Here is a 13555-nt window from a genome sequence, read left to right as displayed (position 1 = left end):
ACACTAACATATCTTTTATTATATGTAAAGTTTTCTTTACACTGATGTCAATTAAGATTCTAAATCACTTGTACTTTTATCTAGTTTAACAGTTGTAGTCTCCTCTTTCCCATTCCGATAGTAGGTGATTTTAATGGTGTCTCCGATAGAATGGTTGTAAAGAGCACTCTGTAAATCTGTTGACGAAGAAATCTCCTTGTCGTCAACTTTGGTAATAACGTCGTATTTTTCAAGGTGACCAGATGCAGGCATATTACTTTGAACAGATTTTACCACTACACCAGAAGTTACGCTACTTGGAATATTGAGTTTTCTAAGATCACTAGCTCCGATATTAGCTAAATTAACCATTTGAATTCCAAGAGCAGGGCGAGTCACTTTACCATCACTTTCAAGCTGTTTAATAATATTTTGAGCATCATTTGATGGGATTGCAAAACCAAGACCTTCGACAGAGGTTCCACCATTACTTGCAATTTTACTTGATGTAATACCGATGACTTGTCCTTGAATATTTACCAGTGGACCACCAGAGTTACCAGGGTTAATAGCCGTATCTGTCTGAATAGCTTTTGTAGAAATCGCTTGACCATCTTGAGATTTTAGAGAGACATTTCGATTGAGACTTGAAATGATTCCTTGGGTAACTGTATTGGCATATTCTGAGCCCAGAGGACTACCAATTGCGATTGCAGTTTCTCCGACATTAAGCTTGCTAGAATCTCCAAATTCTGCTACGGTTGTGACTTTTTCTGAAGAAATTTTTACGACAGCAATATCAGAGAACGTATCAGAACCGACAATTTCACCAGGAACTTTTGTACCGTCTGCTAAACGGATATCAACTTTTGAAGCTCCTTTAATAACGTGGGTATTTGTCACAAGGTAGGCATCTTTCCCATTCTTTTTGTAAATAACACCAGAACCTTCACTTGCTACCTGTTGAGAGTCGGTATCCGTATCTGTCTCGTCATTTCCAAAAACACTATTTTGCCGATTTGCTGAATAAGTGATGACCGACACAACGGCATCTTTTACCTTATTAACGGCCTGAGTTGTTGCATTTTCATTTTTGTAGGAAGTCTGAGTAACAGTGTTTGTAGTGTTATTTGTGGCTTGACTTACTTGTTTTTGATAAAGTTGCAGTGTCACAAAACTTCCTAGGGCACCACTCAAAAATCCTATCAGAATGATGATAAGAAAGGTAACTCCTTTTTTGTAAAATTTTTGTAAGTGTTTCATAAACGCCTCCGTTTGTTTTTTATTTGATTAAAGTATAAATCTATTAACTTAATTCAAGCTTAAAGGTAGAAGTTTTACACAAGTTGTGGATAACTCGCTTTTTTCTGTGAATTTGCTAGTTTTTCTAGATGATTCTTTGTGAATAAGATGTGAAATGAAGTGTGAATATGTTAGAATAGAAGAATGAAAATAAAAATCGTAACAGTTGGAAAACTGAAGGAAAAATATCTTAAAGATGGCATTGCTGAATATACTAAACGAATTTCTCGTTTTGCTACTGTAGAAATTATTGAATTAGCCGATGAAAAAACTCCAGATAAGGCAAGTGAGTCAGAAAATCACAAAATATTAGAAATAGAGGGAAATCGAATTCTTTCTAAAATTGGAGAAAGAGATTTTGTAGTTGTGTTAGCAATTGAAGGAAAAATTTTCTCCTCAGAAGAATTCAGTAAACAACTGGAACAGGCTTCTATAAAGGGATTTTCTACCCTTACATTTATTATTGGTGGAAGTCTGGGACTATCCCCTGCTGTGAAGTATCGAGCGAATCTTTCTGTTAGTTTTGGACGTTTGACCTTGCCACATCAGTTAATGAGATTAGTTCTTGTTGAACAAATTTATCGTGCTTTTACCATTCAGCAGGGATCCCCTTATCATAAATAGAAGATTGACTTACTTCTTGTTTTTTGATAGAATGGTCATGTTAGGTCTCATAGCTCAGCTGGATAGAGCATTCGCCTTCTAAGCGAACGGTCGCAGGTTCGAATCCTGCTGGGATCAGTACATTAAAGAAAAAGCTGGGATTATTTCCCAGCTTTTTTCTTCAAAAGGTGCATTTCAGGTGTAAAAAAGTACAGTTGAGAAGAAATTTTTCTTAAGTGATCTTCATTTTGTATAATAGATTTGTAAGATAACTTACAAGAAAAACAATACAGGAGATTTCATTATGAAAAATACAGTAAAGTTGGAACAATTTAAAGAAGTAACAGAAACAGAATTGCAGGAGATTTGGGGTGGGGAATGGAGAATTCCAGAATTAATACGTAATCTTATTTTTCCAAAAAGAAAATAACTAAAATAAAGGTAAAAAGTAATGAATTTATTTGGATTAGTAATAGCTTTTTTTTATGTTTTTATCATTAGTAAAATTTATGAATGGACTTGTAATGCAACTAAAAAAGAAAAATATATTTATAGTCTTTATGTATTTTTACTACAATTAATATTAGAAGAAATAATGTATTTGCTAGCCTTAGATGGTTACGGTTTGTCTAAATTTTTATTTCCTTTACTCATATTCGGTTACTTTGTTGGATTTCAGAAGTATGATAAGTCTAAGGGAGTTTTTATAAGCCTATTATTTTCTCTCTTATATCATAGTAGTAATAACTTTATATCGGTAACTTTATCATCTATAACAGGAGATGATATTGCATTAGAATATAATAATTATTTTATTATATTTGTACTTATTTTAACCTATTTGGTTATTAAAATTGTCATATCTTATTTCCATTTGGAGTTTAAATATTTTGACAAAGAATATCTCTATTCTTTTTTGAAAAAAGTGCTATATGTATTTATCTTCCTGCATATCGTCTCTTTTATTTCAGATATCGTGAGTACTATTTCTCATTTAAATAGTTTTGGAAGTATTTTATCATCCGTAGTTTTTGTTGGGCTCCTTTTAACCTTCTTTGCAATGAACTCTTACAAGGTTCAAATTGAAAAAGAGATTGCTCTAAAACAAAAGAAATTTGAACAAAAACATTTACAGACTTATACTGACGAAATTGTGGAGTTATATAATGAAATTCGAGGTTTTCGTCATGACTATGCAGGGATGCTTGTCAGCATGCAAATGGCGATTGACAGTGGAGATTTACAAGAAATTAACAGGGTTTACAATGAAGTCCTAGTAAAAGCAAATCAGAAATTGAGGTCAGAAAAATATACTTACTTTGATTTAAATAATATAGAAGATTCTGCTTTACGAAGTTTAATTGCTCAATCGATTGTCTATGCACGAAAAAATGATGTAGAGTTTACATTGGAAGTAAAGGATATCATTACTAGACTGTCAATAGATTTACTTGATCTTGTTCGTATCATGAGTATTTTATTAAACAATGCTGTTGAAGGTGCCGCAGATAGTTACTTGAAACAAATTGAAGTTGCAGTCATTAAAATGGATTTTGAAACAGTTATAGTCATCCAGAATTCATGTAAAATCACTATGACGCCTTCAGAAGACTTATTTGCCTTAGGTTTCTCTACCAAGGGAAGAAATAGAGGTCTAGGGCTTAATAATGTCAAAGAGATTTTAGATAAGTATGACAACATTATTTTGGAAACAGAGATGGAAGACAACACATTTAGACAAATTATTAGATTTAAGAGGGAATTTGAATGAAAGTACTAATTTTAGAAGATGTTATTGAGCATCAAGTGAGACTTGAGAGAATATTGAATGAAATCTCGGAGGAATCAAATATTCCTATTTCTTACAAGACAACAGGAAAAGTTCGTGAGTTTAAGGAATATATTGAAAACGATGAAGTAAACCAGCTCTATTTCCTAGATATCGATATTCATGGAATTGAGAAAAAGGGCTTTGAAGTAGCTCAGTTTATCCGCCATCACAATCCTTATGCTATTATTGTCTTTATTACCAGTCGATCTGAATTTGCTACTTTAACTTATAAATACCAGGTATCAGCTCTAGATTTTGTAGACAAAGACATCAATGATGAATTGTTCAAAAAACGTATCGAGCAGAGTATTTTTTACACTAAGAGCATGCTGCTTGAAAACGAAGATGTTGTAGACTATTTTGATTACAACTATAAGGGAAATGATTTGAAAATCCCTTACCATGATATTTTGTATATCGAAACAACAGGTGTTTCTCATAAACTGCGAATTATTGGTAAGAATTTTGCCAAAGAGTTCTATGGAACAATGACGGATATTCAGGAAAAGGACAAACATACCCAGCGATTTTATTCTCCTCATAAATCTTTCCTAATCAATATTGGAAATGTTAGAGAAATTGATCGAAAGAATCTAGAAGTTGTCTTTTATGAAGATCATCGCTGCCCCATCACTCGTTTGAAAGTTCGTAAACTAAAAGATATTCTAGAGAAAAAATCTAAAAAGTGATTGACAATCAGTAAGAAATTGATATAATGGTTATATCTGCTACAGATAGATGGTCCGTTGGTCAAGGGGTTAAGACACCGCCTTTTCACGGCGGTAACACGGGTTCGAATCCCGTACGGACTATTTTATCCGCCATAGCTCAGTTGGTAGTAGCGCATGACTGTTAATCATGATGTCGTAGGTTCGAGTCCTACTGGCGGAGTCAGATAAAAAGAACACCACTCGGTGTTCTTTTTTATTCTTAGTTTGCATCACCTAACATTTTCATAAGGAAGTCTGTCATTTCTTGCGGGCTTTCTTTTTTTCCGTGGGCAATCCACGTCTGGCAAACACCAAATAGGGCATTTGTTAGATAAATGCTGCTGTATTCTAATTCAATTGGATTGAGTTGTAGTTTCATAAAGCGTTTCTGAAGGTCAGTGCTAAGTATAATATGCAGTTTATTTCTCAAGAAATTTTGGATTTCTTTTGTACCATTTTCAGATAAGAGTGCAGCCAAGAGTGGCTCAGACTCTAAATATTCAAATACTTCTAAAATAGCATCTCTTTTATGATGAGCATGTTTTTGGAAAATATACTCAAAGGTATGAAAGAGCTTACTTTGGTAATGCTCAATCATATCATACTTATCCTTGTAGTGAGTGTAAAAGCTGGAACGACTGATTCCGGCTTTTTCTGCTAACTTGACAGTAGAAATTTGATCAAAGGGTTGGTCCATCAATAATTGAACCATGGCATTTTCGATAATTCGTTTTGTTTTTAAACGTTTGTTACTTTCTTTCATAATTCCTCCTTGTATACAAAAATAGACAATATGTCTAAAAAAGTATTTTTTACCTTGTAATTTGGATTTTTTGATGTATAATCTATTATATCAAAATTTTAGACAATATGTGTAAAAAAGGAGGAAACATGTTTAAAGAATGGAAAGCAATATTTAAAAAACCGACCTTTATCATTGTAATGATAGGGATTTCTCTCATTCCAGCATTATACAACATCATATTTTTATCATCCATGTGGGATCCATATGGTCAATTGTCAGAGTTACCTGTAGCAGTTGTCAATAAAGATAAGGAAGCTTCTTATAATGGACAGACAATGACAATAGGTGAAGACATGGTGTCTAATTTAAAAGAAAATAAGGCTTTAGATTTTCATTTTGTTAATGAAGAGGAAGGGGAAAAAGGGCTAGAAGATGGTGATTACTACATGGTAGTGACTTTACCAAGTGACTTGTCTGAAAAAGCTGCTTCTATCCTAACAAATCATCCTGAACAGATGCAGATTGATTATCAGACTTCAAGTGGGCATAGCTTTATTGCAAGCAAGATGAGTGATTCTGCGATGACACAATTGAAGCAGAATGTTTCTACCAATGTAACCGAGACCTATACTAAAGCTTTATTTGATAAGATGGTCGAATTAAAGGATGGTATGAGTCAAGCGGCTTCTGGTAGTGAAAAATTAACTGATGGAGCGAATCAGTTAGTGACAGGAAGCCAAACATTGACTACTAACCTACACTCTTTAGCAGATTCAAGTTTAACATTTTCAAATGGAACGGAGCAGTTTACTAAAGGATTATCCTCTTATGTCTCTGGTGTTGAACAACTTCATCTTGGCTTAGGGAATTTTAATAGTGGTTTAGTTACATATACTGGTGCAGTGAGTCAATTAGATAGGGGATTAGGTCAATTATCTTCTAAAAGTCCTGAATTAGTAAGAGGAATCAATCAGTTATATACTGGTGTAGAATCCTATACTGGCGGTGTTTCTCAGCTTAATGCTGGTCTTAATCAATTTTCATCTGGTGTTAGTGCCTACACTAATGGAGTGGGAAGTCTTGCAACAGGTGCTAATCAGTTATCTAATCAATCAGCTACACTTCGAATGGGGGTGGAGCAATTAAGTGAAGGGATTCAACAACTTTCTAGCAAGTTAGATGCTTCGTCTGGGAAAAAAGATCAAATTAATCAATTATCTTCTGGTCTGAATCAGTTAAATCAAGCTATTCAAAATATTGATGTTGGAGATACAAAACAATTAGATTCTGTTTTATCAAGTATAGTATCTCTTTCTAATCAAATGTTAGCAAGTGCTCAGTCTGATAAAGCAGCTACATTAGCAAATATTCAATCGACAGCAGCTTATCAATCCTTGACAAGTGAGCAACAAGCTGAAATAAGTGCTTCTGTATCTCAAAATTCGACTGATAGTATTCAATCGGCTCAGTCAATTATAGCTTTAGTACAAGGTTTACAGGGAAGTTTAGAAAACTTACAAAATCAATCTTCAAATCTTTCGACGTTAAAAAATCAAGCTAATCAAGTATTACCTATTGCTTCTACTTCTTTGACAGGATTGTCAAGTGGATTAACAGAAATACAGGGAGCAGTGACGAGTAAATTAGTTCCTGCTAGTCAGTCGATTGCATCAGGTGTAAATGCATATACTGCAGGTGTTGATAAAGTTTCTCAGGGCGCAAGTCAACTAAGTGAAAAGAATTCCACCTTGACAGGTAGTTTGGATCAACTAGTTTCAGGCTCAAACACCTTGACACAAAAATCTTCTAGCTTGACAGCAGGAGTTGGTCAATTAGTTGAAAAAACTCCAGAATTAGTATCTGGTATTGAAAAATTATCAACTGGCTCTAACCAATTGAATCAAAAGAGTCAAGAATTAATGGCAGGAGTTGATAAATTACAATCAGGATCTGGTCAATTAGCAGACAAATCCAGTCAGTTACTTTCAGGTGCTTCTCAATTAGAGAATGGAGCTAATAAATTGGCAGATGGATCTGGGAAACTTGCAGAAGGTGGAACAAAGTTAACTTCTGGATTGGAAGATTTACAGGCAGGAGTTGCTTCTTTAGGACAAGGACTAGGTAATGCTAGTGATCAACTCAAATCAGCATCAACAGAATCTAAAAATGCAGAGATTTTGTCAAATCCACTCAATCTTTCAAAAATAGACAATGATCAAGTTCCTGTAAATGGGATTGCTATGGCTCCTTATATGATATCAGTCGCTCTCTTTGTCGCTGCATTATCAACAAATATGATTTTTGCTAAATTACCTTCAGGTCGTCATCCTGAAACTCGCTGGGCTTGGTTCAAATCTCGCTTTGAGATAAATGGAGTTATAGCTGTTTTAGCCGCTGTCTTAGTCTATGGTGGCGTTCATCTTATTGGTCTAACAGCAAATCATGAAATGAGAACCTTGTTCTTAATTATTATCGCAAGCTTAACATTTATGTCTATGGTAACTGCATTAACAACATGGAATAGCCGTATAGGAGCTTTCTTTTCTCTTATTTTGCTTTTATTACAGTTAGCATCAAGTGCAGGTACCTATCCACTTGCTTTGACAAATAATTTCTTTAGAGCTATTAATCCTTGGTTACCAATGAGTTATTCGGTTTCTGGATTACGACAAACAATTTCTATGACAGGAAATATTCATCAACAAGTCATTTTCCTTATTATAATACTAGTTTTCTTTACTGCTTTAGGTATGCTAGCTTATCAACCTAAGAAAATAGAAGAAGATTAAAAAGATTGACCAATTCCTTGGTCAATCTTTTTATGTCTTAGATAAATTTCGTATGTGATTATAGATCCCAAAAAGAAGAAGGGCAGTTAGTGAGCAGGCTGCTCCAATAACAAAACCATTGGGGATAAAGGAAAGTGTAATGGTGCCTTTTCCCTTTGGAACATCAACTTTCATAAAACCAGTTTGAGCCTGCTTGATTTCAAGTTTTTTCCCATCTTGGTATGCAGACCAACCTTTGTCATAAGGAATAGTGAAGAAAATAGAGGTATCTTGTTTTACTTCATATGTAGCAAAGACTTTATTTTTAAAGGTGGATACTTCTACAGGTTGTTCTTTAATTTTTTGAATTGCCTCAGTAAGAGCCTGAGTATTTAAACGATAGAAGGTTGGAGATTCAAATGACACCTGAGAATTTTCAGGGAAACTAACACTGATATTGAAAGCTTTCTGTTCTTCAGTATAACCCAAATTAAAGAAATTAAAGGCATTGTCAGTTGTAAAAGTCTTTTTTTCACCATTGACAAGGATGTCAACTTTCTTTTGCTTATCATTTGTAAAATGAAGATTTGAAAAAGAGAGATAGACTTGGCTATTTTGAGGAACCTCAATTTGATAATCAATCTTTGCATCTTCATTCGCAGAACCTGTGATGCTCGTTAAACCATCTGAAGTATCTGTTTTATCAGATGCTATTTGGGAGAAGTAATCTAAGTTGAGATTAGCAAGCTGGTTTATAAATAAAGCCTGATTATCCAGAGTATGATTATTAAAGTTTACATCTGTGTAAATAGATTGAGTAGCAAAGACAATGGGTAAAGAGAGTTGATTTTTATATAAGGTTAAATGATCCTTTTGATAAATCTCTTGAAAGCCATACTTATCAAGTGAATTTTCAGAAATATTGTACTGGATTCCAAATAAACTATCTGCTAAAAGACTATTATTTGCATAACGGAGATTGAGGTTGGTTCCAGAGGATTTGAATCCCAGTTTATCCAAACTAGTGCTAGCTGAACGATTTCGTACAGACGAAAATTGAGAGATTCCATTGTAGTTAAATTTCATACTGTCATTCCCAGTCTGAATTTGCAGTTTTTCAGTACGTGTAAATGGATTGTCAATTTGGTTTAGAATGGATTCCATAGCGGTGATATCTCTATTATAGGCGCTACGAGAAGCAAAGGCCCATTCTTTAGCTATTCCTTCCATTTGAGATGAAGCATTTAAGCTTATCTCAACTGTTATAAATAAAGACAAAAGAATTGCAAATAGATTTATAGAGATAAATTTTCTAATGACTGCAAGAAGTAAAAGAGCATAAACTAGTAGAAATTCAAGAGTGAGTAGGATATTCAAATCAGTTAAAAAAGAATAGTGTGATTTAAAGTATACAGTAGCCAAAAATCCTGTCAGTACAAGAAAAAGTGAGACAAATAGATTCCAGAGTTTCAGTTCTTTTAGGCGATTTAAGACTTCTGCTGCAGTATAAATTAACAGAGTAGAAAAGATCCAAGCATAGCGATGCAAAAACATATTTGGGGTATGCATCCCTTGCCAAAATAGATCAAGTGCCTCTATGTAAAAGCTTGTTATTAAAAAAGTAAAGAAAATTGCATAGGTAAGTTTCACGTGAAACCTTATGGATTTTATTGTGAAAAATAGAATAGTTAAAATAAAGGGAAGCAATCCAACAAAAATCATTGGTATAGCTCCATACTTAGTTGTATCAAAAGATCCAATGAATTGTTTTGCGAAAATATCCAGATACCAGCTACTATCTGTTTTTAATTTTGTGATGGCAGTTAACTTCTCCCCATGAGTTTGTAAATCAAACAGTGTAGGAAGAGTCATAATCAAACTAGCCATTCCTGCTAAAAAGGAGGTAACAACAAAATCAAGAAAAGATGATTTTCGAGTTTTAAAGTCCCAAGAAATTTGGCAGAGATACCAGAAAATTAGGAACAATGCCGTCATATATCCAAAATAATAATTTTGGATAAACAAGATTGACAAGCTTGTAAAGTATAGTAGGCGCTTGTTTTGTGTTATAAGTAGGTGTAAACCAGTTATAATAAAAGGAATCAAGATAAAAACATCTAGCCAGGTTTTTATCTCTAACTGACTGACAGTGAAGCTCATTAAAGCGTAGGAAGTTGATAAGGTCAGTTTTAAAGGCTGAGGGATAGATTGAAATAATTTATTTAAACTAAAGTAGGTTGACAGACCAATCAATCCAAATTTTAAAAGAGTTGTCAGATAAACAGCATCTGGCATATTCGACAGATTAAAAAAGTAAACTAGGGGTGAGAGAAAACTACCCAAGTAATAACTAGATAGAGCATAGAAATTTAGTCCGAGGCCACTTGTAAAGGTGTAAAATAAACTACCATTTCCATGTAAAATATTTCGTAAAGCTACATCAAAAATAACGTATTGATGGAAACCGTCTCCTAATAGTGGAGATGTATTGCTATTCCAGTAGATACCTTGAGTTAGGTATACTCCAGTCATAATTACTAAAGGAATGATGAAAGAAACAAAATAGGTCCAATATGTTTTAAAAAATGATTTCATGTTACCTCGTAGAATGATAGAAAACTCAGTTGGTTACCCCAACTGAGTTTTGAAGTCTTATTTTAGTCTTTCCAAAGTTCTTTAACTTTTGCTTGTACTTCTGCATTTTCTAGGAATTCATCATAAGTTTCATCGATACGATCAATGACGCCATTCTTAGACAAAACAATAATATGGTTTGCTAAAGTTTGAATGAACTCGTGATCATGACTAGCAAAGATGATTGATTCTTTAAAGTTTTTCAATCCATCGTTCAAGCTTGAGATAGATTCCAAGTCCAAGTGATTTGTTGGATCATCGAGTACAAGGACATTTGATTTCAAGAGCATGAGTTTTGAAAGCATGACACGCACTTTTTCTCCCCCTGATAAGACGTTTACAGGTTTATTAACCTCATCTCCAGAAAAGAGCATACGACCAAGGAAACCACGTAGGAAGGTATTGTCATCTTCTTCTTTACTTGCAAATTGACGCAACCAGTCAAGGATTGACTCTCCTCCTGCAAAATCAGCCGAGTTGTCTTTTGGCAAGTAAGAACGGCTAGTAGTAACTCCCCACTTGACGGTTCCTTCATAGTCGATGTCACCCATAATTGCACGAATTAATGCAGTCGTTTGGATGTCATTTTGTCCAATCAGAGCTGTCTTATCACCTGGACGCAAGATGAAACTAATATTGTCCAAGATAGTTTCACCATCGATCTTTACAGTTAGATTTTCTACTGTCAAGAGATCATTACCAATCTCACGTTCTGCTTTAAAGTTGATAAATGGATATTTACGACTAGATGGCACAATCTCTTCTAGTTCAATCTTGTCAAGCATTTTTTTACGAGACGTTGCCTGTCTTGACTTAGAAGCGTTAGCAGAGAATCGAGCAACGAATTCTTGCAATTGCTTAATTTTTTCTTCTGCCTTGGCATTACGGTCTGCTAGCAATTTAGCAGCAAGCTCAGAAGATTCCTTCCAGAAGTCATAGTTTCCGACATAGAGTTTGATTTTTCCAAAGTCAAGGTCGGCCATGTGAGTACATACTTTGTTTAAGAAGTGGCGGTCATGGGATACAACGATAACAGTGTTATCAAAGTCAATCAAGAAATCTTCTAACCAAGTAATAGACTGGATATCAAGACCGTTGGTCGGCTCGTCCAAAAGAAGAACATCAGGTTTACCAAATAAGGCTTTAGCAAGGAGAACCTTCACTTTTTCACCATTGGCCAATTCGCTCATGTTTTGATAGTGCAATTCTTCTGGAATATTAAGATTTTGAAGTAGTTGAGATGCTTCGCTCTCTGCCTCCCAACCTCCAAGTTCGGCAAATTCACCTTCAAGTTCAGCCGCACGAACACCGTCCTCGTCTGAGAAATCTTCCTTCATGTAAATAGCATCTTTTTCTTTCATGATGCTATAAAGTTTTTCATTTCCCATGATAACGACATCAATTGCTCGTTCATCTTCATAGTCAAAATGATTTTGACGGAGAACAGAGAGACGTTCATCTGGACCAAGAGAGATGTGGCCAGTTGTAGGTTCGATATCACCAGCTAGAATTTTTAAGAATGTAGACTTACCAGCACCATTAGCACCAATTAATCCGTATGTATTTCCTTCTGTAAATTTGATGTTGACATCATCAAAAAGTTTGCGATCACTAAAACGTAGTGAAACATCAGATACTGTAAGCAATGTTTTTCTCCTATAATATGTAATACATTTATTCTACTAGAAAAGAGAGAAATATTCAAATTTTTATCTGTCAATTTTGTGTCAATTAAGTTTACAATTTTATTTACAATGAGTTAGTCGTTTGATTTAAATAATTTTCTGTTATTTTAACAAAAAAATGCTATAATTGAAGAGACCATTTCGAAGGAGAAAAAAATGACGAAACCCATTATTTTAACAGGAGATCGCCCAACAGGAAAACTGCATATTGGACATTATGTTGGGAGTCTAAAAAATAGAGTATTACTGCAGGAAGAAGACAAGTATGACATGTTTGTTTTTTTAGCGGACCAACAAGCCTTGACAGATCACGCCAAAGACCCTCAAACGATTGTAGAATCGATTGGGAATGTTGCCTTAGATTACTTAGCAGTTGGATTAGATCCAAGTAAATCAACTATCTTTATTCAAAGCCAGATTCCAGAGTTGGCTGAACTATCTATGTACTATATGAATTTGGTGTCACTAGCTCGTTTGGAACGTAATCCGACAGTAAAAACAGAGATTGCTCAAAAAGGGTTTGGAGAAAGTATTCCGACAGGATTTTTGGTATATCCGATTGCGCAAGCAGCAGATATTACTGCCTTCAAGGCCAATTATGTTCCTGTTGGAACAGATCAGAAACCAATGATTGAGCAAACTCGTGAGATTGTTCGTTCTTTTAACAACGCATATAACTGTGATGTCTTGGTGGAACCAGAAGGTATTTATCCAGAAAATGAGAGAGCAGGACGTTTGCCTGGTCTAGATGGAAATGCTAAAATGTCTAAATCCCTTAATAATGGTATTTATCTAGCTGATGATGCTGATACTTTGCGTAAAAAAGTCATGAGTATGTATACAGACCCGGATCATATTCGGGTTGAGGATCCAGGTAAGATTGAAGGAAATATGGTTTTCCATTATCTAGATGTGTTTGGTCGTCCAGAAGATGCTCAAGAAATTGCAGATATGAAAGAACATTATCAACGTGGTGGTCTTGGTGATGTGAAGACGAAACGTTATCTACTTGAAATATTAGAACGCGAACTTGATCCTATTCGTGAGCGCCGTATCGAATTTGCTAAGGATATGGGTGAAGTGTACAATATGCTTCAAAAAGGTAGTGAAAAAGCTCGTGAGGTTGCAGGGCAAACTCTATCTGAAGTTAAGGGAGCAATGGGACTAAATTATTTTAAATAATAGATAAAATATGAATCGTAAAACTATCTCTTCCATAGAATCACAGGGATAGTTTTTTTATGTTTTCTGTTATAAATATAATTGACAAATTTTCGTAGAATGGTATGATAGATACA

10 protein-coding genes and 3 tRNA genes are annotated in these 13555 nt (G+C 34.6%); 9 read left to right on the top strand and 4 right to left on the bottom strand.

Annotation, left to right across the window (positions count from 1 at the left end):
* Positions 1-51: 51 nt before the first annotated feature.
* Entirely contained in the window at positions 52-1242 is a 1191-nt protein-coding gene (locus tag HMPREF9965_RS12525; RefSeq protein WP_000681809.1) for a S1C family serine protease, read from the bottom strand.
* Positions 1243-1425: 183 nt separating this feature from the next.
* Here HMPREF9965_RS12525 and rlmH point away from each other — a divergent pair, with 183 nt between their 5' ends.
* From rlmH to HMPREF9965_RS12490, 7 genes are all read left to right on the top strand, one after another.
* Positions 1426-1905 carry a 23S rRNA (pseudouridine(1915)-N(3))-methyltransferase RlmH gene (gene rlmH, locus HMPREF9965_RS12520; protein ID WP_000694222.1) on the top strand — a complete coding sequence of 160 codons (480 nt, stop codon included), beginning with the start codon at positions 1426-1428 and terminating at the stop codon, positions 1903-1905.
* Between the two features lie 43 nt (positions 1906-1948).
* A tRNA-Arg gene (locus HMPREF9965_RS12515) sits at positions 1949-2022 on the top strand.
* 166 nt (positions 2023-2188) lie between these two features.
* On the top strand, positions 2189-2314 hold the full coding sequence (comC, locus tag HMPREF9965_RS12510; RefSeq protein ID WP_000799681.1) for a competence-stimulating peptide ComC: 126 nt from the start codon (positions 2189-2191) through the stop codon (positions 2312-2314).
* A gap of 21 nt (positions 2315-2335) precedes the next feature.
* Positions 2336-3655, top strand: a complete 1320-nt coding sequence (comD, locus tag HMPREF9965_RS12505; protein WP_001048120.1) for a competence system sensor histidine kinase ComD — start codon at positions 2336-2338, stop codon at positions 3653-3655.
* Positions 3652-4404, top strand: a complete 753-nt coding sequence (gene comE, locus HMPREF9965_RS12500; RefSeq protein ID WP_000866080.1) for a competence system response regulator transcription factor ComE — start codon at positions 3652-3654, stop codon at positions 4402-4404. The genes comD and comE overlap by 4 nt, the downstream gene beginning before the upstream one ends.
* Positions 4405-4455: 51 nt before the next feature.
* A tRNA-Glu gene (locus HMPREF9965_RS12495) sits at positions 4456-4527 on the top strand.
* A gap of 5 nt (positions 4528-4532) precedes the next feature.
* Positions 4533-4606: transfer RNA gene (locus tag HMPREF9965_RS12490), tRNA-Asn, on the top strand.
* 39 nt (positions 4607-4645) lie between these two features.
* Here the strand turns inward: HMPREF9965_RS12490 and HMPREF9965_RS12485 are convergent.
* A complete protein-coding gene (locus HMPREF9965_RS12485; protein WP_000665073.1) occupies positions 4646-5188 on the bottom strand; it encodes a TetR/AcrR family transcriptional regulator in 543 nt (180 codons plus the stop codon).
* A 128-nt stretch (positions 5189-5316) separates the two neighbouring features.
* Between HMPREF9965_RS12485 and HMPREF9965_RS12480 the strand changes: the two genes are divergently transcribed.
* Positions 5317-7959, top strand: a complete 2643-nt coding sequence (locus HMPREF9965_RS12480; RefSeq protein ID WP_000472060.1) for a YhgE/Pip domain-containing protein — start codon at positions 5317-5319, stop codon at positions 7957-7959.
* 30 nt (positions 7960-7989) lie between these two features.
* Here HMPREF9965_RS12480 and HMPREF9965_RS12475 read toward each other — a convergent pair whose 3' ends face one another.
* Positions 7990-10533, bottom strand: a complete 2544-nt coding sequence (locus HMPREF9965_RS12475) for a YfhO family protein (protein ID WP_000834506.1) — start codon at positions 10531-10533, stop codon at positions 7990-7992.
* A 62-nt stretch (positions 10534-10595) separates the two neighbouring features.
* On the bottom strand, positions 10596-12218 hold the full coding sequence (locus HMPREF9965_RS12470; RefSeq protein ID WP_000958774.1) for an ATP-binding cassette domain-containing protein: 1623 nt from the start codon (positions 12216-12218) through the stop codon (positions 10596-10598).
* A gap of 195 nt (positions 12219-12413) precedes the next feature.
* Between HMPREF9965_RS12470 and trpS the strand changes: the two genes are divergently transcribed.
* Complete coding sequence (gene trpS, locus HMPREF9965_RS12465) at positions 12414-13439, top strand: tryptophan--tRNA ligase (RefSeq protein WP_000165454.1); 1026 nt, start codon at positions 12414-12416, stop codon at positions 13437-13439.
* Positions 13440-13555: the final 116 nt, after the last annotated feature.

Source organism: Streptococcus mitis bv. 2 str. SK95, assembly GCF_000222705.1.
GTDB lineage: Bacteria > Bacillota > Bacilli > Lactobacillales > Streptococcaceae > Streptococcus > Streptococcus mitis_AY.
The sequence above is the reverse complement of the archived record's forward strand: the minus strand, read 5'-3'. Positions and strand labels throughout refer to the sequence as shown.

What these genes read in the sequence shown, in the direction of transcription:
- HMPREF9965_RS12525 (WP_000681809.1), bottom strand. Translation starts at nt 1,242, where the DNA reads ATGAAACACTTACAAAAATTTTACAAAAAAGGAGTTACCTTTCTTATC.
- rlmH (WP_000694222.1), top strand. Translation starts at nt 1,426, where the DNA reads ATGAAAATAAAAATCGTAACAGTTGGAAAACTGAAGGAAAAATATCTT.
- comC (WP_000799681.1), top strand. Translation starts at nt 2,189, where the DNA reads ATGAAAAATACAGTAAAGTTGGAACAATTTAAAGAAGTAACAGAAACA.
- comD (WP_001048120.1), top strand. Translation starts at nt 2,336, where the DNA reads ATGAATTTATTTGGATTAGTAATAGCTTTTTTTTATGTTTTTATCATT.
- comE (WP_000866080.1), top strand. Translation starts at nt 3,652, where the DNA reads ATGAAAGTACTAATTTTAGAAGATGTTATTGAGCATCAAGTGAGACTT.
- HMPREF9965_RS12485 (WP_000665073.1), bottom strand. Translation starts at nt 5,188, where the DNA reads ATGAAAGAAAGTAACAAACGTTTAAAAACAAAACGAATTATCGAAAAT.
- HMPREF9965_RS12480 (WP_000472060.1), top strand. Translation starts at nt 5,317, where the DNA reads ATGTTTAAAGAATGGAAAGCAATATTTAAAAAACCGACCTTTATCATT.
- HMPREF9965_RS12475 (WP_000834506.1), bottom strand. Translation starts at nt 10,533, where the DNA reads ATGAAATCATTTTTTAAAACATATTGGACCTATTTTGTTTCTTTCATC.
- trpS (WP_000165454.1), top strand. Translation starts at nt 12,414, where the DNA reads ATGACGAAACCCATTATTTTAACAGGAGATCGCCCAACAGGAAAACTG.